This is a genomic window from Streptomyces sp. CGMCC 4.7035, from assembly GCF_031583065.1.
Lineage (GTDB): Bacteria > Actinomycetota > Actinomycetes > Streptomycetales > Streptomycetaceae > Streptomyces > Streptomyces yaanensis.
In genome coordinates this window covers 6,848,447-6,872,579 of sequence record NZ_CP134053.1, presented here as the reverse complement: position 1 = coordinate 6,872,579, position 24,133 = coordinate 6,848,447, and the positions used below count along the sequence as shown (strand labels likewise).

The window sequence follows — 24,133 nt, the reverse complement described above, 5'->3', positions numbered from 1 at the left end:
GCGGGCCGCCTGCCGCCTGCCGCCCGCCGCGGGTCGACCAGGGCCCGTCCGGACCGCCGGGACGGCGTAGGCGTCGACCATGCGGGGGTCGGTTCAGGTCGCCGGTTTCGCGGCCGTCGTGACGGCCGCGACCCGGTGCTCGTGGCCGACGGGCGGACTGCTGCCCCGCGCTCGCCGTTGGCGGGGGCCGCTGCCCCGGTGGAGTCGAGGCTGTGTGGCAGGCGCCCCCCGCTGCTCCGCGCCCTGCCGACGGCCTCAGCCGCCGTTCGTCAGCCCGGCCGCGTCGAGCAGGTACGCCGTCAGCGGGTCGTAGTGACGCGGGCTCGTGACGTGGTCGTCGAGGGGGACCGTCACCTGGAGGGTGCCCTCGGCCTCGGCGAGGAAGAGCGCCGGGTCGTTGCAGTCGGCGTACCCGACGGAGTCGATGCCGAGCCGGCCCGCGCAGCCCGCCCAGCCGTGGTCGGCGACCACCAGGTCGGGCAGGGGGCGGCCCGCGCCCTCCAGGCCCTTGAGGATCTGGCGCATCGGTTCGCCGGAGTGGGTGTGCCAGAGGGTGGCGCCGTGTTCCAGGACCGCCACGTCGGCGAACTGCATCACGTACCCCTCCTCCGTCTGCAGCCCGTCCGGGATGACGACGATCTCGCAGCCGGCGGCGCGTAGGGCGGCCGCGGTGGCGCGGTGGACGTCCAGGAGCCCGCCGGGGTGGCCGGTGGCGAACAGAACGCGCTGTTCGCCGTCGGCGGCCTTGCGCAGGCGGGCCGCGAGGCGTTCCAGGGCGTCGACCGTCAGGTCCGGGTCGATGGTGTCCTGGCCGTAGCGGTACTCGGGGTCGTCGTTGACGCCGCAGCGCTCCGCCATGACCGCGAGGACGTCCTGCTCGTCGCTCCAGCGGTCGCCGAATTCCAGGCCCAGCCAGTAATTGCGGTCGCCGTTCGCGAGCTTGCGGTAGTGGGAGAGGTTGTTCTCGCGGGGCGTGGCGACGTCGCCCGCGATACGAGTCCGTACGAGGTGGTCGACGAGCTCGGCGCGGCTGGGGATCCCGGGTATCGGCATGCCATCCATTCTGCCGGGGCGCTTCGCGCGGGGGGTCGATGTCCCGAACCGTGGGACGTGCGTCACTCGGGGCAGGAAGCCGCCAGAGCGTTGTGGTTGAGGGCGTAGCCCCAGGGCCGAGAAGGCATAGCCCCCAGGGCCGAGAAGGCGTAGCCCGCAGGGACGGAAGAGAAGGCCCGTCAGCCCTGGGCCGTTTGTTTCAGCGCGAACCACAGCTCCATGCGCACATCCGGATCGTCGAGGTCGCTGCCGAGCAACGCCGCGCACCGGGCGATCCGTTGGCGCACGGTGTTGCGGTGTACCGACAGTGCGACGGCCGTGCGGTCCCAACTGCCGTGCAGCGACAGCCAGGTGCGCAGGGTCTCGGTGAGCGCGGGGGTCGCGGCGATCGGCGCGAGCAGCGCCCGGGCGTGCAGTTCGGCCTCCGCGGGCGGGACCAGGTCGGCCAGGCCCGCACGCTCTCCGTGGCGCACCAGCGGCGAGCGGGTCGCGCGGGCCCGGGCCAGCGCGCGGGACGCCTGCGCGTCGGCCGACGGCCACGCCTCGGGGCCCACGGCCGCGCTCACGCCCAGCGTCCAGCCCGGCTGCGGGGCCGGTTCCCGGTCGGCGGGCACGAGGACCCGTACGACGTCACCGGCCGTGTCCACGAGCGCGGAGCCCAGCGCCGCGCCGAGCGCCGACGCGGCCACCGCGTCCGGGGCGGGGCGGTCCCCGGCGGGCCGGGCGCGCACCACCATCCACCGTTCCCCGCCGAGCAGCGGCGCGACCTCCTCGGCCGGGTCCCCCAGCAGCAGCCGGACGAGCGCCGACGAACGTGCCGCCCCGCTGCCGCTCTGGTGCTCGCCGGTGAGCAGGGACAGCAGCACCGCGGCGACCGAGGAGATCGTGTGGTCGCCCGGATCGCGGCGCGGGGAGGCCACCCCGAGCACGAAGCCCTGCCCGGTGCCGAGGGCGTAGGCCGCGAGATGGGTGCCGGCGACGGTGTCGGTGGCGGAGGAGGGAGTCGGGGGCGGGGTGGGCCCGGCCGGACCTCCCGGCCGCACCACACCCGCCAGCTCGCCCAGCGCCCGCACCGCCGGCTGCGGGGCCCGCCCCGCCCCCGCCAGTTCCGCGCCGTCCGGTCCGTACAGGGTCGCCCGGCCGCCCACCCGCTGGGCCAGCTGCCGCAGCACCGAGGGCACCGGGTCCGGGCGCGCCGCCGCAGCGGCCAGACTCTGCTGGGCCTCCGTGACGCGGCGCAGCTCCGCCAGGCGGGCCTGGGCCATCAGCTGCCACACCGCACGCGCCACGCCGGAGAACGTCGTCTGCGGCGGGACCTCAAGCAGCGGCAGCCCATAGCGGTCGCAGGCCGCCACCAGCGCCCGCGGCACCGTGTCGTGCACCGGGGCCAGGCCGAAACCGAGCGCCGCGCCGCCCGCCGCCACGATCCGGGAGACGTAGTCGTCGAAGTAGGTGCCGGAGCCGGCGGCCTCCGGGATGTGCACGCCCGCCGTCAGCAGCAGCTCGCCGCCCAGCAGATACGGGTACGGGTCGGCCATCTCCGAGGTGTGCGCCCAGTGGATCACGGTCTCGGAATCCGTCGGCCCGGCGATCTGCCGCAGGGCCAGGTCGTCCCGGGCGAGCAGGGCGGAGAGCGGTACCGCTGGGGTCGGCGGTACCGCGGGGGCCGACTGCGGGTGCGTGTCCGGCATGGTGGACGGTTCCTCCATCCCGTTCGGTACCGATGGATGAAACGTACACTTCAGAGTCGCTTTCCAGCCACCTAGTGTCAGTCCGGACCGGCAGCCGCGGGTACGGGCGGATGTCCCCGCGAGCCGCTGCCGTCCCCACCGGTCGGCCACCGCCGCCGATCGCGTCCCCGAAGAAATCCATCTGCACGACACGCCACCGGAAAGTGCGCGAAGGAGGGCCCCTCATGGCCGTCGACTACACAGTGATCGTCGTCTATCTGGCCGGCATGCTGGCCATGGGCTGGTGGGGCATGCGCCGCGCCAAGTCGAAGAGCGAGTTCCTCGTCGCGGGCCGCCGCCTCGGGCCCACCATGTACTCCGGCACCATGGCCGCGATCGTTCTCGGCGGCGCGTCCACCATCGGCGGCGTCGGCCTCGGCTACCAGTACGGCCTCTCCGGTGCCTGGATGGTGTTCACCATCGGACTCGGCCTGCTCGCCCTCTCGGTCTTCTTCTCCGCGCGCATCGCCCGCCTGAAGGTCTACACCGTCTCCGAGATGCTCGACCTGCGCTACGGCGGCCGGGCCGGCGTCATCTCGGGTCTGGTCATGTGGGCGTACACCCTCATGCTCGCGGTCACCTCGACCATCGCCTACGCCACCATCTTCGACGTCCTGTTCGACATGAACCGGACCGTCGCGATCATCCTCGGCGGCACCATCGTCGTCGCGTACTCGACACTCGGCGGCATGTGGTCCATCACGCTCACCGACATGGTGCAGTTCGTGGTGAAGACCATCGGCGTGCTGCTCCTGCTGCTGCCCATCGCGGTCGTCAAGGCCGGCGGCTTCAGCGAGATGAAGGCCAAGCTGCCGACCACGTACTTCGACCCGCTGGGCATCGGCGGCGAGACGATCTTCACCTACGTCCTCATCTACACCTTCGGCATGCTGATCGGGCAGGACATCTGGCAGCGCGTGTTCACCGCGCGCAGCGACAGGACCGCCAAGTGGGGCGGCACCGTCGCCGGCACCTACTGCCTGGTGTACGCCCTCGCCGGCGCCGTCATCGGCACCGCCGCCAAGGTCCTTTACCCGAAGCTGGGCAGCCCGGACGACGCCTTCGCGACCATCGTCAAGGACGAACTTCCCATCGGCGTACGTGGGTTGGTGCTCGCCGCCGCCCTCGCCGCGGTGATGTCGACCTCTTCCGGCGCGCTCATCGCGTGTGCGACCGTCGCCAACAACGACATCTGGTCGCGGCTGCGCGGTGTCGTGCGCCGCGACGAGGGGGCGCACGACGAGGTCAAGGGCAACCGGGCCTTCATCCTGATCATGGGGGTCGCGGTGATCGGTACGGCGATCGCGCTGAACAACGTCGTCGAGGCGCTGACCGTCGCCTACAACCTGCTCGTCGGCGGTCTGCTCGTCCCCATCCTGGGCGGACTGCTGTGGAAGCGCGGCACTGTGCAGGGGGCTCTCGCCTCCGTGGTGGTCGGCGGTCTCGCCGTCATCGGCCTGATGGCGTCGTACGGCATCCTCGCCAACGAGCCCGTGTACTACGGCCTGCTGGCCTCGCTGGCGGTGTACGTCGGGGTGTCGCTCGCGACGAAGCCGACGGAGGCGGCCGTGCTGGCCGCTTGGCGCGAGCGGCTCGCGGGACGCGGAGCGGAGACCACGCAGGAGCCGACGGCGGTGGGCGTCTAGCCCCGAGGCTTCGGCCCGGCAGCCTCTGGCGCCGGGCCGGGCGGGTCCCGTCCCGGGGTCCGCGACACTGGAAGAAAAACGCATGACCCGGAGGAGTCCGACGATGAGCAGCACCGAGAACCCCGCAGCAGGCGACAGCCGGCCCCGCGGCCCCGTCGACTCGTCCCGCATCCCGCGGTACGCGGGCCCCGCGACCTTCGCCCGGCTGCCCCGTCTCGACGAGGTCGGCACCGCGGACGTCGCCGTGGTCGGCGTGCCCTTCGACTCGGGCGTCTCCTACCGCCCCGGCGCCCGCTTCGGCGGCAACGCGATCCGTGAGGCCTCCCGCCTGCTGCGCCCGTACAACCCGGCGCAGGACGCCTCCCCCTTCGCGCTCGCGCAGGTCGCCGACGGCGGTGACATCGCCGTGAACCCGTTCAACATCAACGAGGCCGTGGAGACCGTCGAAGCCGCCGCCGACGAACTCCTCGGCACGGGCGCCCGCCTGATGACCCTCGGCGGCGACCACACCATCGCGCTCCCCCTCCTGCGCTCGGTGGCCAAGAAGCACGGCCCGGTCGCGCTGCTGCACTTCGACGCCCACCTCGACACGTGGGACACGTACTTCGGCGCCGAGTACACCCACGGCACCCCGTTCCGCCGCGCCGTCGAGGAGGGCATCCTCGACACCTCCGCCCTCTCCCACGTCGGCACCCGCGGCCCGCTGTACGGCAAGCAGGACCTCACCGACGACGAGAAGATGGGCTTCGGCATCGTCACGTCGGCCGACATCTACCGGCGCGGCGCGGACGAGGTCGCCGATCAGCTCCGCCAGCGCATCGGCGACCGCCCGCTGTACATCTCCATCGACATCGACTGCCTCGACCCGGCCCACGCCCCCGGCACCGGCACGCCCGAGGCCGGCGGCATGACCTCGCGCGAACTCCTGGAGATCCTGCGCGGTCTCGCGTCCTGCAACCTGGTCTCGGCGGACGTCGTCGAGGTGGCGCCCGCGTACGACCACGCGGAGATCACCTCGGTGGCCGCGTCCCACACGGCGTACGAGCTGACGACCATCATGTCCCGCCAGATCGCGGCGGCCCGCGCCGGTGAGGAGACCAAGACCAAGTGACGCACGACCACGACCTGGTTCTCCGTCCGACGGCGGCGCAGACCCGGGCCGCGCTGAACCCTCCCCCCGGCCGCAACGGCGGAGACCTGGTCGTGGAGACCCTGGCCGGGCTGGGCGCGACGACGGTTTTCGGCCTGCCCGGCCAGCACGCGCTCGGCATGTTCGACGCGCTGCGCCGTTCCGATCTGCGGTACATCGGCCTGCGGGTGGAGAACAACGCGGGCTTCGCGGCGGACGCGTACGGCCGGATCACCGGAGAGGCCGCACCGCTGCTGCTGTCGACCGGCCCGGGCGCGCTGACGTCGCTCGCGGCGTTGCAGGAGGCGGCGGCGGCCTCCGCCCCCGTCCTGGCGATCAGCAGCCAGATCCCGACGGCCGGACTGGGCGGCGGGCGCCACGGCTATCTGCATGAACTCCCGGACCAGGCAGCCTCGTTCAGAGGCGTCGTCAAGTCCGTCCACACCGTCCGTACGCAGTCCCAGATCCCCTCGGCGATCGCCGCCGCCTGGCAGTCGGCGCTGACGGCTCCGCACGGCCCGGTGTGGGTGGAGATCCCGCAGGACGTGCTGCTCGCCGAGACACAGATCCCCGTGGTGACGGGCGTGGACGCCACCCCGGAGGAGCTGGCTCCGCGCCCCGAACTGACCGCCGTGGCCGCCGACCTGCTGTCCAGGGCCGCCCGTCCGGCGATCATCGCGGGCGGGGGAGTGGTACGGGCGGACGCGGCGGGCAAGCTGCGCCGCCTCGCCGAGACGCTGAACGCCCCCGTGGTCACCACCTTCGGCGGCAAGGGCGCCTTCCCCTGGGAGCACCCGCTCTCGCTGCAGTCCTGGCTGGAGGACCGCCACACGACGGACCTCCTGGAGGACGCGGACGTCCTGCTGGTGGTCGGCTCGGGCCTGGGCGAACTGTCCTCGAACTACCACACGTTCAAGCCGCGCGGCCGGGTCGTCCAGATCGAGGCCGACCTCGGCAAGCTGGAGGCCAACCACCCGGCCCTCGGTATCCACGCGGACGCGCGGCTCGCCCTCCAGGCCCTGCTCGAAACGGTCGAGACGCGTGCGGACGAGCAGGCGCCCGAGCGCGTACGAACGCTGCTCGCGAAGGTCCGCGAACGCATCGCATCCCAGGAACTCACCCTGGAACAGGACCTGTTGGCGTCCGTTCGCCGGGCCCTTCCGGACCGCTCGCCCTCCTTCTGGGACATGACGATCCTGTCGTACTGGGCCTGGTCCGCCTTCGATGCCCGCCGGCCGAACGCCATGCACTCGGCGCAGGGCGCGGGCGGTCTCGGTTACGCCTTCCCGGCGGCGCTGGGCGCGGCGGCGGCCGACCCGACGCAGTCGGTCCTCGCTGTCTCGGGCGACGGCGGCGCCCTGTACTCGATCGCCGAACTGGCGACGGCCCGGCAGTACGACCTGAACGTCACCTGGCTGATCGTCGACGACGGGGGCTACGGCATCCTGCGCGAGTACATGACGGACGCGTTCGGCGAGGCCACGGGCACGGAACTGACCCGCCCCGACTATGTGGCGCTGGCGGAGTCCTTCGGCGTCCCGGGCGTCCGTACGACCCCCGAGACGCTGGAGACCGACCTCGCCAAGGCGCTGGCCACGCCCGGCCCGTCCGTCGTGCTGCTCCCGGCGGTGCTGCGGATGTTCGCGCCGACACATCTGGACGGCTGACCGTAAGGGCCGGTCGTGACGGTCAGGTCGTCACGACCGGCCGGCCCAGCGGCGGCGGAGGGGCGCGGGGTGACCGCGCCCCGGGTGCCTACCAGATCGACTCGACCCACTCGGGGTGGTCGATGAACGGGTTGCGGTTGTGCTGGTAGGTGTCGTAGATGACCTGGTTGCGGCGCTCCTCGAAGGCGTCCGGCGGGTCCTCGTCGTTCCATGCCTTCAGGATCGCGAGCTTGCCGATGTACGGGTTGCTGCCGTTGCTGACGCTGCTGTTGACTTCGAGGTTCGCGAAGCCGTCGTCGCCCTCGTAGCGGACCGCCATGTAGAAGATCATGCGGGCCACGTCGCCCTTGACGGCGTCACGCGGTTCGAAGGAGTCCGAGTCGGTGAGGCTGCCGCCGCTGTTGGTGAAGCTGCTGCCGCCGTTGTCGAAGTCCTTGTTGCCGCGGGTGGAGTTGACCGCGACGTCCTCAGGACGGATGTGGTGCAGGTCGGTGCCCGGGCCGGTCGAGGTGGTGAGGTCGCCGTGCGAGATCGCCCACACGTGCTCGCGGTTCCAGTTGCCGGAGCTGCCGCCGTTGAGGGACTTGCTGCGAGAGATGCCGGAGTAGAGCAGCTTCACGTTGCTGCTGTTGTTCGGGTCCTGGTCCGTGTTCTTCAGGGCGTCCCAGAGCGCCGAGTACGACAGCTTCGTCTGGCTGCTGATGATCGTGTGGAGCGCGGACTTGAGGCTCGTGCCGGTCTTTCCGACGGCGTTCTTGTAGTACGTCGAGTCGTACGCCGTCGTCGTCGCCGCGGCCGGGGTCGCCGTCAGGGTGGGGGCGGTGAGGCCGACCAGTACGGCTGCGGTGGTCAGCGCCACTGACTTCCAGCGGCGTATGCGTGTCGCCAGCATGTGGGGTGTCCCATCTACGCGGGTTGAATGGAGGCGGCACCCGGGAGAGTGGCATGAGCATGCAGCCTTGTCCATGAACTGAGCATGTCCATTCGATGACCGAAACCGGCAAGTCACCCCTTGTCTACGCGAGTTGACGCGGCGAACGGCCCCCGACCGGGTGGTCAGGGGCCGCTGGTGATTCATCGCCGCTCGCGTCAGCTGACGTCCGAGGCGTCCAGACGGTAGATCGCGGACTGGTTGCTCTGCGACGAGGAGCTGGAGCGGGAGCTGGACCTGGAGTTGGAGTCGGCTGTGGAACCGGAGCCGGAAGTGGAGCTGTACTCGCTCTCCTTCACCGCCGTGCCGTGCTTCTGCACCCAGGCCGTGACCTCCGAGCTGACGCCGGACCCGCCGCCGGGGCCGCCGCCCATGCCGTCGCCGAGCTGGATGTAGTGCAGTTCGCCCTTCTTCACCAGCTCCTTGAGCTTGGCGAGCGTCATCGCCTTGTCGGAGCCCGACCAGCCCCACATGGAGATGACGGGCTCACCGCTGCTGACGATGAGCTGGGCCGCACTCTGCGAACTCGACACCGCCAGCAGCCACTTGGCGCCGTCCTGGTGCTTCTTCAGGTACGAGACGAGCCGGCTGCTCGCGCCGCCGCCGGGACCGCCGCCCATGCCACCGCCGGGGCCGCCCGTGCCGCCGGGCTGTCCGGTGGTACCGCCGGTGCCGGTCGTACCGCTGTCGCCGCCGGTGCTGTTCGGGGGCGTACCGCCCAGCTCGCCGTTCGCGCTGTCCTGCTGACCGCCCGGGAATCCTCCGCCCTGCTGCGTGCCGCCCGGCATCTCTCCGTTCGGCGCTCCGCTCGGCGCACCGCCACCCGGGACAGTGCCTCCGGCCTGGCCGTTCTGGCCGCCCTGCTGGGTGCCGCCCGGCATCTCGCTGTTGCCCGGTCCGCCGTTGCCGCCCCCGGCGAAGTCGCCTCGGCCGCCGCCCGGTCCGCCGCCGAAGCCGCCGCCCGTGGAGGGTCCGGCCGTCGGGTTGGTGCCGCCCATACCGCCGCCGCCCGACTCCGAGGGCACCGACCAGGCGTAGGCGGCCGGTCCCGCGACCGCCGCGACGATCGCCGCGGCGACGGAGGCCGCGAGGAGCCGTACGCGGTTGCCGGAGCGGAAGACGAACAGCCCCACGATCGCCAGCGCCATGACCACCCCGATGACCGGCCACAGCCATGTGTTCCAGCCGGAGGCCCGGCGCAGCAGCACGATCGCCCACACGGCGGTGACGGCCAGCCCCGCCGGCAGTACCCACGCCCACCGCTTGTCCGTGCGGAACGCGCGCAGCAGCATCACACCGCCGCCCCCGCACAGCGCCGCGATACCGGGCGCGAGCGCGGTCGTGTAGTAGGGGTGCATCGTGCCCTCGGCCATGGCGAAGGTCAGGTAGTGCAGCACGGTCCAGCCGCCCCACAGCAGCAGCGCGGCGCGCGTCGGATCGGTGCGCCCGGCGCGGCCGCAGAGCACCAGGCCGCCGACGAACGCGATGCCCGCGAAGGGGATCAGCCAGGAGATCTGGCCGCCGAGGATGTCGTTGAACATCCGGCCGAGGCCCGCCGTGCCGGAGAAGCCGCCGCCACCGCCTCCGCCGCCGTTGCCCTCACCGCCGAAGATCCGGCCGAGGCCGTTGTAGCCCATGATCAGGTCCCAGGCGGTGCCGTCCGTCGAGCCGCCGATGTACGGCCGCTCGGAGGCGGGCACCAGCGACACGGCCGCCGCCCACCAGAAGCTGGAGACCGCCAGGGCCACACCCGCCGGCAGCAGGTTCACGATCCGCTTCACCAGACCGATGCGCGCCGCGTACAGATAGACCGCGAAGACGGCGGGCAGCGCGATGTAGCCCTGGAGCATCTTCGTGTTGAAGGCGAGTCCGAAGCACACCGCCGAGCCGAGCAGCGGCAGCAGCCTGCCGTTCGTCACCGCGCGCAGGGCCAGCGCCGCGCCGCCCACCATCAGCAGGACCAGCAGCGTGTCCGGGTTGTTGTCGCGGTTGATCGCCACCGTGATCGGCGTGAGCGCGAGCACGAGCGCGGCGACGGCCGCCGCGCCGTGGCCCCACACCCGCTTCACGGAGGAGTGCAGGATCCAGATGGTCGCCAGTGCGGCGACGATCATCGGCGCCATCATCTGCCAGGTGCCGAAGCCGAAGAGCCGGCACGACAGGCCCATCACCATGAGCGCGAACGGCGGCTTGTCCACGGTCAGGAAGTTGCCCGCGTCCAACGAGCCGAAGAACCACGCCTTCCAGCTCTGGGTGCCGCTCAGCACGGCCGCGCTGTAGAAGCTGTTGAGGCTGGAGCCGGACAGGTTCCAGGAGTAGAGGACCGCGGCCAGCGCCATGACGGCGAGCAGCGCGGGCAGCGACCAGCGGGGTGCCTTCTCCGGCACGGCCCGGGGAGCGGACGGCTCCGGAGGCGGCGCGGTGGGCGCCACGGGGGACGCGGGAGCGTGGGGATGCGGATCAGTGGCAGACGTCACGAGCGTGATGCTGCACGGGCGGATTGGGCGAGCGCTGTGGCGTACCTGGCGCTCAGCTGTGAAAAGGCAAGGCCACCGTCTCGCATCCGTGCCGTGCCCCTCACGGACGTGGCGGCGGCCCCCACGGTGCGGCGGCCCGACAGAACGGCGGCCCCTACAGAGCGGGGGCCGCCGGTGCACGGCCTGCTGGGGGTACAGGCCTCCTGCATGCCCCTCATGGTTGCGGGAACTCGTGTTCGGAACACGTGTACAACTTCCGGTCGTCCTGGCGAGTCAAGAGAGAAGAGCGTGCTCAGCGCGCTTGCCAACGCTCAAGGGAACGGGGGAACCCTCATGACTCAGCACAGATCCCGACGCGCCCGCGTGCTCGGCGCGGTCATCGCCGCCGGGATGCTCATACCGTCCGTCGCCGCGGCGACACCCGCGGCCGCGGCCACGCCGACCGTCAGCTGCAGCTCCGCCAAGGCGGGCCTGGCCGCCAAACTGAAGAGAGACATCACCGCGGCCCTCGCGGGCCGCCAGGGGACCATCGCGGTCGGTCTCTACGACCGCTCCACCAACACCACGTGCTCGCTGCGCAGCACCACGGCCTACGACTCGGCGAGTGTCGTCAAGGTCACCGTGCTCGCCACGCTGCTGTGGGACGCGAAGAAGCACAACCGCTATCTCACGAGCCGCGAAACCAGCCTCGCCACGGCCATGATCACCAAGTCGGACAACAGCGCGACCAGCACACTGTGGAAGCAGCTGGGCATGACGAAGATCAAGGGCTTCCTCACCGCCGCCGCCATGACCCAGACCAAGCCGGGGGCCAACGGCTACTGGGGTCTGACCCAGATCACCGTGCGCGACGAGCAGAGGCTGCTCAAGCTCATCACCGCCAAGAACTCGGTGCTGAGCGACAACTCCCGCTCGTACATCCTGAAGCTGATGGGCAACGTCATCTCCTCGCAGCGCTGGGGCACCCCGGCCGGCGCGCCCTCCGGGGTCTCCGTGCACGTCAAGAACGGCTGGCTGCCGCGTGCCACGCACGGCTGGCGCGTGCACAGCGTCGGCACGTTCAACGGCCACGGGCACGACTACATGATCACCGTGCTCACCCATGGCAACAGCACCATGGACTACGGCGTCACCACCATCCAGAGGGTGGCCAAGGCCATCCACAAGGACCTGGTGCCGACGACCACGGCCGCGACCGCGTACGTGCCCACGAGCAGCCCGCAGGAGTCCGTGCCGGCGGTCCCCGCCGGCTGATCCCGGCGTTCCCCGGCGTTTCCCGGCGAGTCAAATCGGCCCAACTCCCCGCGATTCACGGAGAGTCCACTCCAAGGTCATTCGTCTCGCTCTACGGTGACGGCATGCGTCTGCGAACTCTTCTCGCCACTGTCACCGCCACCCTGGCGGCGGCCGGCTCCCTGGCCGCCGCTGGGCCTGCCACCGCGACCGACACGAGCAGCACGAGCAGCACGAGCACCCCGAGCACGAGCACCACAAGCAGCGCGAGCACCCATGTGTGTTCCTCCACCGTCGACATCCGGAGCTTCTCCGACGGCCTCGACAAGACGACGTACGAGGGAACGTTCGTCGGCAACCTCTCCGCGCTCGCCGTCGACCGCGACGGAGAGCTCGCCGCGCTGTCCGACCGTTCCTCGCTGTTCACCCTCGACCGCAAGACCGTCCGGCCCACCAGCGTGGTGAAGCTCGCCGACGAGAGCGGTGCCGACCTCGACTCCGAGGGCCTGGTCGTCGACCGTGACGGCACCCGGCTCGTCACCTCCGAGACCGAGCCGTCCGTGCGCCGCTACTCCCGCGACGGGAAGATCCTCGACCGCCTGCCGGTGCCGGACTCCCTCCGGGTCGCCCCGGCCGGCCGTGCCGCCACCAATCTGACGTTCGAGGGGCTGACCCTGCTCCCCGGCGGCCACACCCTGCTGGCGTCGATGGAGTACTCGATCTCGGGCGACAGCGCCGGCATCGCCCGCTTCCAGACCTGGAAGCGCCACGGCGGACACTTCGAGCTCGCGGCCCAGTACGGCTACCGCATCGACGCCGGGCTCGGCGTCCCCGAGGTCCAGGCGACGCCCGACGGCCGCCTCCTGGTCCTGGAGCGCGGCTGGACGTCCGGCGTCGGCAACACCGTCCGCCTCTACCTCGCCGACCCGCGCCACGCCACGGACACCAGCGGGATCGACAGCCTCACGGGGCAGTCGGACGTACGCCTGATCAAGAAGACCCTCCTGGCGGACCTCGTCAACTGCCCGTCACTGGGAGCGACGGCCAAGCAGCCCCAGCCGAACCCGCTCCTGGACAACATCGAGGGCATGACGATCACGGGCAGCACGAAGGACCGCCTGAACGTGCTCCTGGTCAGCGACGACAACCAGAACAACGCCCAGATCACCCGTCTGTACTCCCTGCGCGTCCGCCTGCCGCACCCCACCGCCTCCTGACCCACCTGACATCACCGAGCAGCGAACGGCCGGGTGCCCCCGCACCCGGCCGTCCTGTTCTCCCCGGCCTCCCCGGACCATGGATCGGGAATTGTCGCGGAGGGATGAAATCCGGTCCGGTCGGCGTTGGTGCCTTGCGGAAGATCAGGGCAACAGGAAGGGACCGGCGTGGCAGCGCACGAGGGGGAGACACGCGGCTGGGCGCGGAGGCTGGCGGGGTACGCGTGGCGTCACCCCAAGGACGTCGTCCTCGCGCTCGGGTCCTCCCTCGGCGGCATGGCCGTCATGGCGCTCGTCCCCCTGGTCACCAAGGTGATCATCGACGACGTCGTCGGGAATCACACCCGGTCCATGGGGCCCTGGGCCGGCGCCCTCATCGGCGCGGCCGTCCTCGTCTACGTCTTCACGTACATCCGCCGCTACTACGGCGGCCGGCTCGCCCTCGACGTCCAGCACGACCTGCGGACGGAGATGTACGACACGATCACCCGGCTCGACGGGCGGCGTCAGGACGAGCTGTCCACCGGCCAGGTCGTCGGCCGGGCCACCAGTGACCTCCAGCTGATCCAGGGCCTCCTCTTCATGCTCCCGATGACCATCGGGAACCTCCTCCTCTTCTTGATCTCCCTGGTGATCATGGCGTGGCTGTCGCTGCCGCTGACCCTGGTCGCGGTGGCCGTCGCGCCCGCCCTCTGGTTCATCGCCAAGCGAAGCCGCTCCCGGCTGCACCCGGCGACCTGGTACGCCCAGGCCCAGGCCGCCGCCGTGGCGAGCGTGGTCGACGGCGCCGTCAGCGGCGTACGCGTGGTGAAGGGCTTCGGGCAGGAGGAGCAGGAGACCGGGAAGCTGCGGGAGATCGGGCGCCGGCTCTTCGCGGGGCGGCTGCGGACCATCCGGCTGAACGCCACCTACACCCCCGCCCTCCAGGCCGTGCCCGCCCTGGGCCAGGTCGCCATGCTCGCGCTCGGCGGCTGGCTCGCGGTGCGCGGGCACATCACGCTCGGCACGTTCGTCGCCTTCTCCTCCTACCTCGCCCAGCTCGTCGGCCCGGTGCGCATGCTCGCCGTGGTGCTCACCGTCGGCCAGCAGGCCCGCGCGGGCGCCGAGCGCGTCCTCGAACTGATCGACACCGAGCCGTCGCTGAAGGACGGCACCAAGGAACTGCCGGCCGACGCCCCCGCGACCGTCGAGTTCGACGACGTCTCCTTCGCCTACGAGGGCGCCTCGGGCAAGAAGAGTCCGGTCCTCGACGGGCTCTCCTTCGAGATCCGCCCCAATGAGACCCTCGCCGTCGTCGGCTCCTCCGGCTCCGGCAAGTCGACGGTCTCGCTGCTGCTGCCCCGCTTCTACGACGTCACGCACGGCGCCGTCCTCGTCGGCGGCCACGACGTGCGCGAGCTGACCACACAGTCGCTGCGCGCCGCGATCGGTCTGGTTCCCGAGGACTCCTTCCTCTTCTCGGACACGGTCCGCAACAACATCGCCTACGGCCGCCCCGACGCGACCGACGAGCAGATCGAGCAGGCCGCCCGCGCCGCACAGGCGGACCGTTTCATCGCCGAGCTGCCCGACGGGTACGCCACCAAGGTCGGCGAGCACGGCCTCACCCTCTCGGGCGGCCAGCGTCAGCGCATCGCCCTCGCCCGCGCGATCCTCACCGACCCGCGCCTGCTGGTCCTCGACGACGCGACCTCGGCGGTGGACGCCCGCGTCGAGCACGAGATCCACGAGGCCCTCCAGCAGGTCATGCGGGGCCGCACGACCCTGCTGATCGCCCACCGGCGCTCGACCCTCAACCTCGCCGACCGCATCGCCGTCCTCGACGGCGGCCGCCTCGCCGACATCGGCACGCACGACGAGCTCCAGGAACGCTCCGCCCTCTACCGTCGCCTCCTCACCGACCCGGACGAGCTGGGCGGCGTCTCCCCGGGCCACGCCCTGCCGGCCTCCCCCCAGGAGGACACGACCGTACGGGACGAGCTGGACGCCGAGTTCGACGCCGAGCGCGGCGTCACCCCACACCTGTGGACCGGCGACCGCGAGCCCAAGGACCCCGCCCTGAGCGGGACCCCGGCGACCCCCGAACTCCTCGCCCAGGTCGAGCAGCTGCCCCCGGCCACCGACACCCCCGGCATCGACGAGGCGCGTGCCGTCCAGCCCGAGGACTCCTACGGCCTCACCCGGCTGCTGCGCGGCTTCGGCCTGCCCCTCCTGGTCAGCCTGGCCCTCGTCGCGGTCGACGCGGGCATGGGTCTGCTGCTGCCGGTCCTGATCCGGCACGGCATCGACCAGGGCGTCTCGCGGATGGCCCTCGGCGCGGTCTGGGCCGCGTCCCTGCTCGCGCTGCTCACCGTCCTCGTCCAGTGGGCGGCCCAGATCGGCGAGACGCGCATGACGGGCCGGACCGGCGAACGCGTCCTCTACTCCCTCCGGCTGAAGATCTTCGCCCAGCTCCAGCGGCTCGGACTCGACTACTACGAGCGGGAGCTCACGGGCCGGATCATGACGCGGATGACGACCGACGTCGACGCGCTGTCGACGTTCCTGCAGACCGGACTGGTCACCGCCTTCGTCTCCGTCGTCACCTTCTTCGGCATCATGGGCGCGCTGCTGGTGATCGACGTACAGCTCGCGCTGGTCGTCTTCGCCACGCTGCCGCCGCTGATCGTGGCGACCTTCTTCTTCCGCCGGGCGAGCGTGAAGGCGTACGAACTCGCCCGTGAGCGCGTGTCGGCGGTCAACGCGGACCTCCAGGAGTCGGTGTCCGGACTGCGGATCCTTCAGGCGTTCCGGCGCGAGCGGGACGGCGGGCGGCGGTTCGCGGACGGCAGCGACAGCTACCGCCAGGCGCGCATCCGCGGCCAGTGGCTGATCTCCGTGTACTTCCCCTTCGTGCAGCTGCTGTCGTCGGTGGCCGCGGCGGCCGTCCTGATCGTGGGCGGGCACCGGGTGGACGCCGGGACGCTGACGACGGGCGCCCTGGTCGCGTATCTCCTCTACATCGACCTGTTCTTCGCGCCGGTGCAGCAGCTGTCGCAGGTCTTCGACGGCTACCAGCAGGCCACGGTGTCGCTGGGCCGCATCCAGGAGCTGCTCCAGGAGCCGACCGCCACGAAGGCCGCCGACGAGCCGCTCGACGTGCGCTCGCTGCGCGGCGAGATCGCCTTCGAGGACGTCGACTTCGCGTACGGGGACGACGAAGAGGCCCTCAGTGGCGTCGAGCTGAAGATCCCCGCCGGGCAGACCGTCGCCTTCGTCGGCGAGACGGGAGCGGGCAAGTCGACCCTGGTGAAGCTCGTCGCGCGGTTCTACGACCCCACGGGTGGCCGGGTGCTGGTCGACGGCACCGATCTGCGGTCGCTGGACCTGACCTCGTACCGGCACCGGCTCGGTGTCGTACCGCAGGAGGCGTACCTGTTCGCGGGCACGGTCCGCGACGCCATCGCCTACGGGCGTCCGGACGCGACCGACGCCGAGGTGGAGGCCGCGGCGCGCGCGGTGGGCGCGCACGAGATGATCGCCACGCTGGAGGGCGGCTATCTGCACGAGGTCGCCGAGCGCGGCCGCAACCTGTCCGCCGGGCAACGGCAGTTGATCGCCTTGGCCCGCGCGGAGCTGGTCGACCCCGACGTCCTGCTGCTCGACGAGGCGACCGCCGCCCTCGACCTGGCCACCGAGGCCCAGGTCAACCAGGCGACCGACCGCCTCGCCGGCCGCCGTACGACACTCGTCGTGGCCCACCGCCTCACCACGGCCGCCCGCGCCGACCGGGTCGTGGTCATGGACCACGGCCGGGTCACGGAGGACGGCACGCACGAGGAGCTGCTGGCCCTGGGCGGCAGGTACGCCGCGTTGTGGCGGACGTTCATGGGGGAGCAGCAGCCGGAGGAGCCGGTGGGTTCCACGGCCTGACACCGGGAGAAAAAATCCGGTGAGGTCGCCCCGAACCGGTCGAATTCTCCTGTCCAGGCGCACCGCTACGACGCAACCATCCGGCGTACGCCTGCGTCCGTACATCAGTACGCCAATGGTCGCGGGGAGGAACAGCAGTGGATGGTGGTGCGATACGCCGGCGCCTGGCGCTCGGCCTGGCCGTGCTGACGGCGTCCGGACTGCTCGCGGTGGCGAGCCCGGGGCACGCGGAGGCGGCCGACGCCTGTTCCGGGCGCAAGGTCCGTACGCTCCCGTTCGCCACCGGCTCCGTGAGCGTCTACAAGCGCAACGGCTATGTGTGCGCGGTGACCGTCGCGAAGAAGGTGTCCGGCCGGAAGCTGATGTCGGTGAGCGTCCAGGCGCGCGGCAGCCGGCCGGTGGCCGACAGCGGCTGGTACACGCATCACGCCGGCCCTGTGACCGTGCACGCCGGACACCGGTGCGTGTGGGTGAAGGGCTCGGTGGGGTCGGGGTCGGTCAGCTCCGGCTGGATCCTGTGCTGACGGACCGCTGACGGAGCGCTGAAGGAGCGCCGAAGGAGCCGGGGGACCTTCTTCGCCAATTCACAGGTTTCTCTGCGGATTCTCCAACCTCCCCTGGTGCGACGGCAGTTGCTCCGCTAGGTTCCGGCGGACATCTGCGTCCACAGGGGAGGGTGCATGCGCAAGGCGCTCAGATGGCTGCTGGCACTCGTGGTGCTCATCGGCACCGTCAGCACGGCCGGGGCGGCCACCGCCGCCGAGCAGGAGCCGACCGACATCAAGGACCGGCTGCTCGCGATACCGGGCATGAGCCTGATCCAGGAGAAGCCGTACACCGGATACCGCTTCTTCGTCCTGAACTACACCCAGCCGATCGACCACCGGTACCCGTCCAAGGGCACGTTCCAGCAGCGGATCACCGTGCTGCACAAGGACGTCTCGCGCCCCACCGTCTTCTACACCGGCGGCTACAACGTCTCCACCAACCCGGGCCGCCGCGAGCCCACCCAGATCGTGGACGGCAACCAGGTCTCCATGGAGTACCGCTTCTTCACGCCGTCCCGCCCCGACCCGGCCGACTGGTCCAAGCTCGACATCTGGCAGGCGGCGAGCGACCAGCACCGCATCTTCGAAGCGCTGAAGCCGGTCTACAACCAGAAGTGGATCTCCACCGGCGGCTCCAAGGGCGGCATGACCGCCACCTACTACGAGCGCTTCTACCCGCGCGACATGGACGGCGTCGTCGCGTACGTGGCGCCCAACGACGTGGTGAACGACGAGGACTCCGCCTACGACCGCTTCTTCGGACAGGTCGGCACGAAGGAGTGCCGGGACCGGCTGAACGCGGTGCAGCGCGAGGCGCTGGTGCGCCGTGAGCCGCTGGAGAAGAAGTACGCGGCGTACGCGGCGGAGAACGGCTACACCTTCGACACGATCGGCAGCCTGGACCGGGCGTACGAGGCGGTCGTCCTCGACTACGTGTGGGGCTTCTGGCAGTACAGCCTGCTGTCGGACTGCGACACCATCCCGGCGGACGCGAAGAACGCCACGGACGACGAGATCTGGAACTCGGTCGACACGATCTCCGGCTTCTCCTTCTACACCGACCAGGGTCTGGAGCCGTACACGCCCTACTACTACCAGGCGGGTACGCAGCTCGGCGCGCCGACGATCCACTTCCCGTACATCGAGAAGAAGTACCTCCGCTACGGCTACCAGCCGCCCCGGAACTTCGTGCCGCGCTCCATCCCCATGAAGTTCCAGCCGCGGGCGATGCGGGACGTCGACACCTGGGTCAGGCACCACGCGCATCACATGCTCTTCGTGTACGGCCAGAACGACCCGTGGGGCGCCGAGCGCTTCCGTCTCGGCGCGGGCGCGAGGGACTCCTACGTCTTCACGGCTCCGGGGCTGAACCACGGTGCGAACGTCGCGGGCCTGGTGGCCGACGAGAAGACCCTGGCCACCGCCCGCATCCTGGACTGGGCGGGCGTGGCGTCGGCGACGGTCCAGGCGGACCCGTCGTCGGCGAAGCCCCTGGCGAAGTACGACGCGAAGCTGGACCGGCGGGACGTGGAGCGCGAGCCGGCGCTGCGGCCGTAACTCCTCGGCGCCCGGCGGGTGGTCACACCTGCCGGGCGCAGCCCACCGGCTTGCCGCCGCCCAGTTGCACGTACAGGGCCGTCGACCTCGGGCACTGCGTGCGCCGTGGCACCGCCGACGTCACCTTGTACTCCGGTGCGTGCTCGCCTTTTCCGTCGCAGGGCGTCTCGCGGACCTCGCCCTTGCCCGCGCCGTACACGCAGTCCCCGACGATCGTGCGAGGTCCGCCGCCGCCCCCGGGATCGCCCGGGTGCGGCGGCTCCAGGTTCCGCATGCACGCGTACCCCTGCGGCACCGCCCCGTCCCCGTCCTCGTCCGACGCCGGTTTCGACTCGCTGATGTGCAGGACGAAGTCGGTGGTGGAGGGGCACTCGGGACCGGCCGACGGTTTCCCGTCGTAGCGCGCGACCACCCGCGCGGCCGCGCGTTCGCTGGTGCACGGCACTTCCGTGAAGCTCGTCGTGCCGAAGGAGCTGCACTCGTCGACCGCGAGGAACTCGGCCCCGTAGCCGGACGGCTGCGTGGACGTGGCACTCCCGCTCGGCCGGTCCTTCGCCGCCTCCGACGACGCCTGGCATCCGGAGAGCCCCGCCACCGTCAGCGCGGCGGTCAGCAGCGCAGCCGGCACCGCTCGTGTCCCTCGCATCGCGAACCCCCCGGTTCCCCCGGGTCCAGCGTGACCGGCGGCCACGGCCCACGCCAGGCATGTGGGGTGCTTTGCGCCACTTGGGTGCGGGACGCGCGGTGCCGGACGTATCCCTAGTACGACAACCCGTACCCGAGCGGATACAGCACCTGCGTCGGGTCGTCCGCCCGCTGCACCGGCACCGGCAGCCTCCCGCGCGGCTTCACGCGTCCCGCGATCACCCGTGCCGCCGCGCGCAGTTCGACGTCGGTCCAGGAGTAGGACGCCAGGCAGGCGGGGACATCGGGCAGCCGGGCCACGTCGTACGGGTTCCGGACGGCGATGGCGATCACGGGCTTTCCGGTGGCGATGAGCCGGTTCACCAGGGTCCGCTGGGGGTCGGTCGCGCTCATGTTGTACGTGCCCACGACCACCGCGTCCGCGTTCCCCGCCGCCTCCACCGCCTTCGTGATCGTCGCCGACGAGGGCGCCGTGCCGGTGGACAGCGCGGTCGCCGTGAATCCGAGGGCCGTGAAGGCGTTCGCCAGGACGGTCGTGGGCGGTCCGTCGGTGCCGGACGGCGACGCCGGGTCCGCGCCGACGACCAGCAGCCTGGGATGCGTACGGCGCGACAGGGGCAGCAGTCCTTGCCTGTTGACCAGCAGCGTGGTCGTACGGTCCGCGACGCGGTCGGCGGCGCGCAGGTGCTCGGGGACGCCGACGGTCCGGTCCACGCCGTCGGCGGTGACGTACGGCTCGTCGAGCAGCCCCAGCTTCGCCTTCAGTCGCAGGACGCGCAGGAGCGACTCGTCGAGCCGGGCCTCGGTCAGCTCACCGGACCGCACGGCGTCGAGCACCGCGTTCCACGCGATGTCCAGGGACGGCGGGTTGAGCAGCTGGTCGACGCCGGCCTTCAGCGCGAGCACGGGCACGTGGTCGTCGCCGTACTTCTGGCGCACGCCCTGCATGGCCAGCGAATCCGTCACCACGACGCCGTCGTAGCCCAGCTCCTCGCGCAGGATGCCGGTGACGATCGGGTGCGAGAGCGTCGCCGGGTCGCCGGAGTCGTCGAGCGCGGGGACCATGATGTGCGCCGTCATGATCGCGTCGATCCCGGCCCGGATCGCCGCCCGGAAGGGCACCGCGTCGAGCTTCTCCCACAGTTCGCGGCTGTGGGTGATGACGGGGAAGCCGAAGTGGCTGTCGACGGCCGTGTCGCCGTGGCCCGGGAAGTGCTTGGCGGTCGCCGCGACACCTGCGGCCTGATAGCCCTTCACCTCCGCCGCGACCAGGCCCGCCACCGCGTCCGGATCGGCACCGAAGGACCGTACGCCGATCACCGGGTTGGCCGGGTTGACGTTCACGTCCGCGTCCGGGGCGTAGTCCTGGCGGATGCCGAGGGCCCGCAGCTCGGCACCGGCGATCCGGCCGAGCGTACGGGCGTCGGAGCGGGAGCCTCCGGCGCCGATCGCCATCGCGCCGGGGAAGAGCGTGGCGGGCTTGCCCACGCGGGTCACGATCCCGTGCTCCTGGTCCGTGGCGATGAGCACGGGCAGTCCGCGGGGCTGTGCGAGGGACGCCTTCTGGATCCCGTTCGACAGGTCCGCGATCTGGTGCGGGGCGCGGGTGTTGTGCGCCCAGCCGAAGTAGATGACGCCGCCGACGCGGTACTTGGCGATCAGCTCGGCGGCCGTCCGTACACCGATCTCCTTGAGGTTGGCGTCGATGTCGGCCTGGTCGGGGTCGGTGGCCGAGTGCCCGTAGACCCGCGCCACGAAGAGCTGACCGACCTTCTCCTCAAGCGTCATACGGGCGATCAGGGCCCGCAGCCGCTCGTCGTGCCCGGCGGCGCGGGCGGCGCCCGGGGTGACGGCGAGGGCCGCGCTCAGCCCCGCGGTGGCGGCGAGGACCGTACGTCTGGAGGGGGCCCTGGTGCTTTCCGTGCCGGTGTCGTGCACGTGCGCTCCTTCCGAAGGAGAACGCTGAAAGAAACTTCCGAAGGTCACCAATATCGGGGAAGTTTCTGCCGGTCAAGGCACCGCACAGTAACCGGGCGCCGCACGGTGACCGGGGAGGGGCCGCCATCGGCGCTGTTGGAGGGGGGCGCGCCGATGGCGGCGTGCTGCCGGCCACGTGCGGCGGAGAGGGTGGTCAGCGATCGCAGCCAGCAGCGAGGGCCGACACCGCAGCGCGGAGACTCATCCAGCAGCCTGCGCATTGGACGAAGGGGCACCGGACCGGGTTCCCGCCGGACCGCCGGTTTCCGGAAGTCGGTACGAGGGTGGCCGGCGTGGCGCGTGTGCCGCCACTGCGGGCCAGTGGCCCTGAAGGGCGCGGACGGCCTCGGCGATCGCCGGGCGCCGTGCGGCCCCCGTGCGCCACAGCGCGTACAACCGTCGTACGGGCATGGGGTCGAGGGCGACCTCGACGACCCCGTCGGGCAGCGGGCCGCGCCCCAGGCGCGGAATGAGCGCGACACAGAGACCGGCGGCGACGAGGGCGACCAGGGTCGGGTTCTCCTCGGCCTGGTGCACGATGTCGGGTCGGCAGCTGCTGATTCCGCTGTTGGCCATGGCCGGCCAGCGTGTCCCTCATCAGGGTGAACGGGGCCGGTTACCGGGATCCTGCGTGTGCTGGGAACGCATGATCGGTGGTGGCAACTGCGTTCGTGGTGACCCGGGGAGAGGGGAAGGCAAGTGGCACGTCAGCGCGAAAGGAAGCGTGCGTTGCGTACGATCGCGTCCCCGTTCACCGTGGCCGCACCCTCGGGTGCCCGGATCCGGGACCGGCTGCGTGTCGATGCCGCGGACGAGGAGGTCCTCACGCTGGTCGGGCAGCTTCTCGGCCGTCATCAGCGGGCGGATCTCGCCGAGCGCGTTGCGATCGGCCTGGTGCCGGTGAAGGACAACCGGCGGGCCGAGCGCAAGAAGAAGCTGACGGCTGTGTCGTCGTCCCGCTGGGCCGGAGCGATGACCCGCGCCGCCGAGGACCAGTACCAGCTCGGCATGCGCTGCCTGTACGACGAGCGTGCCGGGCTCCGTCGCGTTATCGGGAAGATCGCCCGGCGTCTCGCGGTGCCGTGCGGGCAGCGCACGGGCCAGGTGCGCGGCTACCAGGACCGCCGCGAACGCTTCCAGAAGCAGCGCCGCCTCCAGGCGCTCAAAGCCCGCCTCGCCGTGGTCGAGGAACGCATCGCCGAGGGACGGCCGTCCGTCGTCGTGGGCGGCCGCCGTCTGGCGAAGACCCGGCACAACCTGGCGGATGCTCAGCTCACGGCCGAGGACTGGCGCAGGCGGTGGGACGCGGCCCGGCTGTTCCTCACTGCTGACGGCGAGTCGGGGGCCCCGTACGGGAACTACACCATCACGGTGGATCCGGCGGACGGCAGTGTGACGATCGTGCTGCCCGAACCGCTCAGGCATCTGGCAAACGTACCGCGTGGCCGCTACCGGCTGGCCTGCACTGTCGTCTTCCACCACCGCCGGCCAGAGTGGCTGGACCGTGTCACTGCGAGCCAGGCCGTCCGCTACGACATCGTGCGCGACCCTGTACGGGGCCGCTGGTACCTTGACGCCTCGTGGCCGGCGGCGAAGACCACGCTGCCGACGCCGCAGGAGATCCGGGCGACAGGCGGGCGCATGCTCGCGGTCGACCTGAACGCCGACCACCTCGCAGCGTACGTGCTCGACCCGCACGGCAACCCGGTCGGCGAACCCATCACGGTGCCGTTGGAGTTGACCGGTGACACATCCCGGCGTGACGGCAGGCTGCGGGCCGCCGTCACCTCGCTGATCCAGACTGCCAGGTCACACGGCTGTACCGGGATCGTCGTCGAGAACCTGGGCTTCACCGACGCCCGGCAGACCGGCCGGGAGACGATGGGACGCGGCAGGCGCGGCAAGGCATTCCGCCGCACGGTGGCCGGTATCCCGACCGCGAGGTTCCGGGAGCGGCTGCGCGGCATGGCCTACCACCAGGGGCTGGTCGTGGTCGCCGTGGACCCGGCCTACACCTCCCGCTGGGGAGCCATGCACTGGCAGGGTCCCCTCGACGATCAATCGAAGACCATTGTCACCCGGCATCACGCGGCCGCGGTGGCGATCGGCAGACGCGCTCTCGGGCCCCGGATCCGGCGTCGGCCAGGTGTGACCGCTCCCGACCGGAGGATCGGACAGCGGAGAGCTACCGGCCAGACCGTGTCCGCCCCAAGGGCGCGCGGGACCACGAGCCCACCCAGGACCACAGGCACGCCCTACCGGGGTGGCAAGACCTGCTGGAGCCGAAGTGACCAGCTCGTGCTGTTCTCCGTACCCAGGACCGTTCGGGGTGCACCCGGCGCCAGACGCCTCACATCTGGCCCGGAATGTGTTGATTCGGCCAACGCTGGCCAATGACGCTAGGAACGGTG

Annotated in this window: 15 protein-coding genes and 1 pseudogene; 9 read left to right on the top strand and 7 right to left on the bottom strand. The window is 71.4% G+C overall.

Features of this window, described 5'->3' with window-relative positions; all coding sequences use genetic code 11:
• Positions 1–255: 255 nt before the first annotated feature.
• Complete coding sequence (locus Q2K21_RS30220) at positions 256–1,053, bottom strand: phosphatase (protein ID WP_310777288.1); 798 nt, start codon at positions 1,051–1,053, stop codon at positions 256–258.
• Between the two features lie 179 nt (positions 1,054–1,232).
• Positions 1,233–2,744 (bottom strand): PucR family transcriptional regulator, encoded by a 1,512-nt coding sequence (locus Q2K21_RS30215; protein WP_386276555.1) that lies wholly within the window; start codon positions 2,742–2,744, stop codon positions 1,233–1,235.
• 224 nt (positions 2,745–2,968) lie between these two features.
• Between Q2K21_RS30215 and Q2K21_RS30210 the strand changes: the two genes are divergently transcribed.
• The 3 genes from Q2K21_RS30210 (at position 2,969) to Q2K21_RS30200 (ending at position 7,225) form a co-directional block, all read left to right on the top strand.
• Complete coding sequence (locus tag Q2K21_RS30210) at positions 2,969–4,429, top strand: sodium:solute symporter family protein (protein ID WP_310777284.1); 1,461 nt, start codon at positions 2,969–2,971, stop codon at positions 4,427–4,429.
• Between the two features lie 103 nt (positions 4,430–4,532).
• Positions 4,533–5,540, top strand: a complete 1,008-nt coding sequence (speB, locus tag Q2K21_RS30205; RefSeq protein ID WP_310777282.1) for an agmatinase — start codon at positions 4,533–4,535, stop codon at positions 5,538–5,540.
• Complete coding sequence (locus Q2K21_RS30200) at positions 5,537–7,225, top strand: thiamine pyrophosphate-binding protein (protein WP_310777280.1); 1,689 nt, start codon at positions 5,537–5,539, stop codon at positions 7,223–7,225. The genes speB and Q2K21_RS30200 overlap by 4 nt, the downstream gene beginning before the upstream one ends.
• An 88-nt stretch (positions 7,226–7,313) precedes the next feature.
• On the opposite strand, the gene Q2K21_RS30195 is transcribed toward Q2K21_RS30200, so the two are convergent.
• Both Q2K21_RS30195 and Q2K21_RS30190 read right to left on the bottom strand, forming a co-directional pair.
• Complete coding sequence (locus Q2K21_RS30195; protein WP_310777277.1) at positions 7,314–8,117, bottom strand: endonuclease I family protein; 804 nt, start codon at positions 8,115–8,117, stop codon at positions 7,314–7,316.
• 197 nt (positions 8,118–8,314) lie between these two features.
• On the bottom strand, positions 8,315–10,633 hold the full coding sequence (locus tag Q2K21_RS30190) for an ArnT family glycosyltransferase (RefSeq protein ID WP_310777274.1): 2,319 nt from the start codon (positions 10,631–10,633) through the stop codon (positions 8,315–8,317).
• Between the two features lie 333 nt (positions 10,634–10,966).
• On the opposite strand from Q2K21_RS30190, the gene Q2K21_RS30185 reads away from it, so the two are divergent.
• The 5 genes from Q2K21_RS30185 (at position 10,967) to Q2K21_RS30165 (ending at position 19,100) form a co-directional block, all read left to right on the top strand.
• Positions 10,967–11,887, top strand: coding sequence for a serine hydrolase (locus tag Q2K21_RS30185; RefSeq protein WP_310777270.1), 921 nt, complete (start codon positions 10,967–10,969; stop codon positions 11,885–11,887).
• 104 nt (positions 11,888–11,991) lie between these two features.
• Positions 11,992–13,083, top strand: a complete 1,092-nt coding sequence (locus Q2K21_RS30180) for an esterase-like activity of phytase family protein (protein ID WP_310777267.1) — start codon at positions 11,992–11,994, stop codon at positions 13,081–13,083.
• A 168-nt stretch (positions 13,084–13,251) separates the two neighbouring features.
• Positions 13,252–16,995: an ABC transporter ATP-binding protein gene (locus tag Q2K21_RS30175; protein ID WP_310777264.1), complete on the top strand. Its 3,744-nt coding sequence runs from the start codon at positions 13,252–13,254 to the stop codon at positions 16,993–16,995.
• Positions 16,996–17,132: 137 nt separating this feature from the next.
• Positions 17,133–17,519 (top strand): hypothetical protein, encoded by a 387-nt coding sequence (locus tag Q2K21_RS30170; RefSeq protein WP_310777261.1) that lies wholly within the window; start codon positions 17,133–17,135, stop codon positions 17,517–17,519.
• A 156-nt stretch (positions 17,520–17,675) separates the two neighbouring features.
• Positions 17,676–19,100 carry a S28 family serine protease gene (locus Q2K21_RS30165; protein WP_310777258.1) on the top strand — a complete coding sequence of 475 codons (1,425 nt, stop codon included), beginning with the start codon at positions 17,676–17,678 and terminating at the stop codon, positions 19,098–19,100.
• A 22-nt stretch (positions 19,101–19,122) separates the two neighbouring features.
• Here the strand turns inward: Q2K21_RS30165 and Q2K21_RS30160 are convergent, their stop codons facing one another.
• From Q2K21_RS30160 to Q2K21_RS30150, 3 genes and pseudogenes are all read right to left on the bottom strand, one after another.
• Entirely contained in the window at positions 19,123–19,746 is a 624-nt protein-coding gene (locus Q2K21_RS30160) for a hypothetical protein (RefSeq protein ID WP_310777255.1), read from the bottom strand.
• 113 nt (positions 19,747–19,859) lie between these two features.
• Positions 19,860–21,683: a glycoside hydrolase family 3 protein gene (locus Q2K21_RS30155; RefSeq protein WP_310777252.1), complete on the bottom strand. Its 1,824-nt coding sequence runs from the start codon at positions 21,681–21,683 to the stop codon at positions 19,860–19,862.
• A 240-nt stretch (positions 21,684–21,923) separates the two neighbouring features.
• A pseudogene (locus Q2K21_RS30150) lies at positions 21,924–22,268 on the bottom strand (LysR substrate-binding domain-containing protein); the annotation flags it as partial.
• A gap of 183 nt (positions 22,269–22,451) precedes the next feature.
• On the opposite strand from Q2K21_RS30150, the gene Q2K21_RS30145 reads away from it, so the two are divergent.
• Positions 22,452–24,119, top strand: coding sequence for a hypothetical protein (locus Q2K21_RS30145; protein ID WP_310777249.1), 1,668 nt, complete (start codon positions 22,452–22,454; stop codon positions 24,117–24,119).
• The last annotated feature ends 14 nt before the right edge of the window (positions 24,120–24,133 follow it).

Excerpts from the sequence above, each read along its gene's own strand:
- Q2K21_RS30220 (WP_310777288.1), bottom strand. The coding sequence starts at position 1,053 with ATGCCGATACCCGGGATCCCCAGCCGCGCCGAGCTCGTCGACCACCTC.
- Q2K21_RS30215 (WP_386276555.1), bottom strand. The coding sequence starts at position 2,744 with ATGCCGGACACGCACCCGCAGTCGGCCCCCGCGGTACCGCCGACCCCA.
- Q2K21_RS30210 (WP_310777284.1), top strand. The coding sequence starts at position 2,969 with ATGGCCGTCGACTACACAGTGATCGTCGTCTATCTGGCCGGCATGCTG.
- speB (WP_310777282.1), top strand. The coding sequence starts at position 4,533 with ATGAGCAGCACCGAGAACCCCGCAGCAGGCGACAGCCGGCCCCGCGGC.
- Q2K21_RS30195 (WP_310777277.1), bottom strand. The coding sequence starts at position 8,117 with ATGCTGGCGACACGCATACGCCGCTGGAAGTCAGTGGCGCTGACCACC.
- Q2K21_RS30185 (WP_310777270.1), top strand. The coding sequence starts at position 10,967 with ATGACTCAGCACAGATCCCGACGCGCCCGCGTGCTCGGCGCGGTCATC.
- Q2K21_RS30180 (WP_310777267.1), top strand. The coding sequence starts at position 11,992 with ATGCGTCTGCGAACTCTTCTCGCCACTGTCACCGCCACCCTGGCGGCG.
- Q2K21_RS30165 (WP_310777258.1), top strand. The coding sequence starts at position 17,676 with ATGCGCAAGGCGCTCAGATGGCTGCTGGCACTCGTGGTGCTCATCGGC.
- Q2K21_RS30160 (WP_310777255.1), bottom strand. The coding sequence starts at position 19,746 with ATGCGAGGGACACGAGCGGTGCCGGCTGCGCTGCTGACCGCCGCGCTG.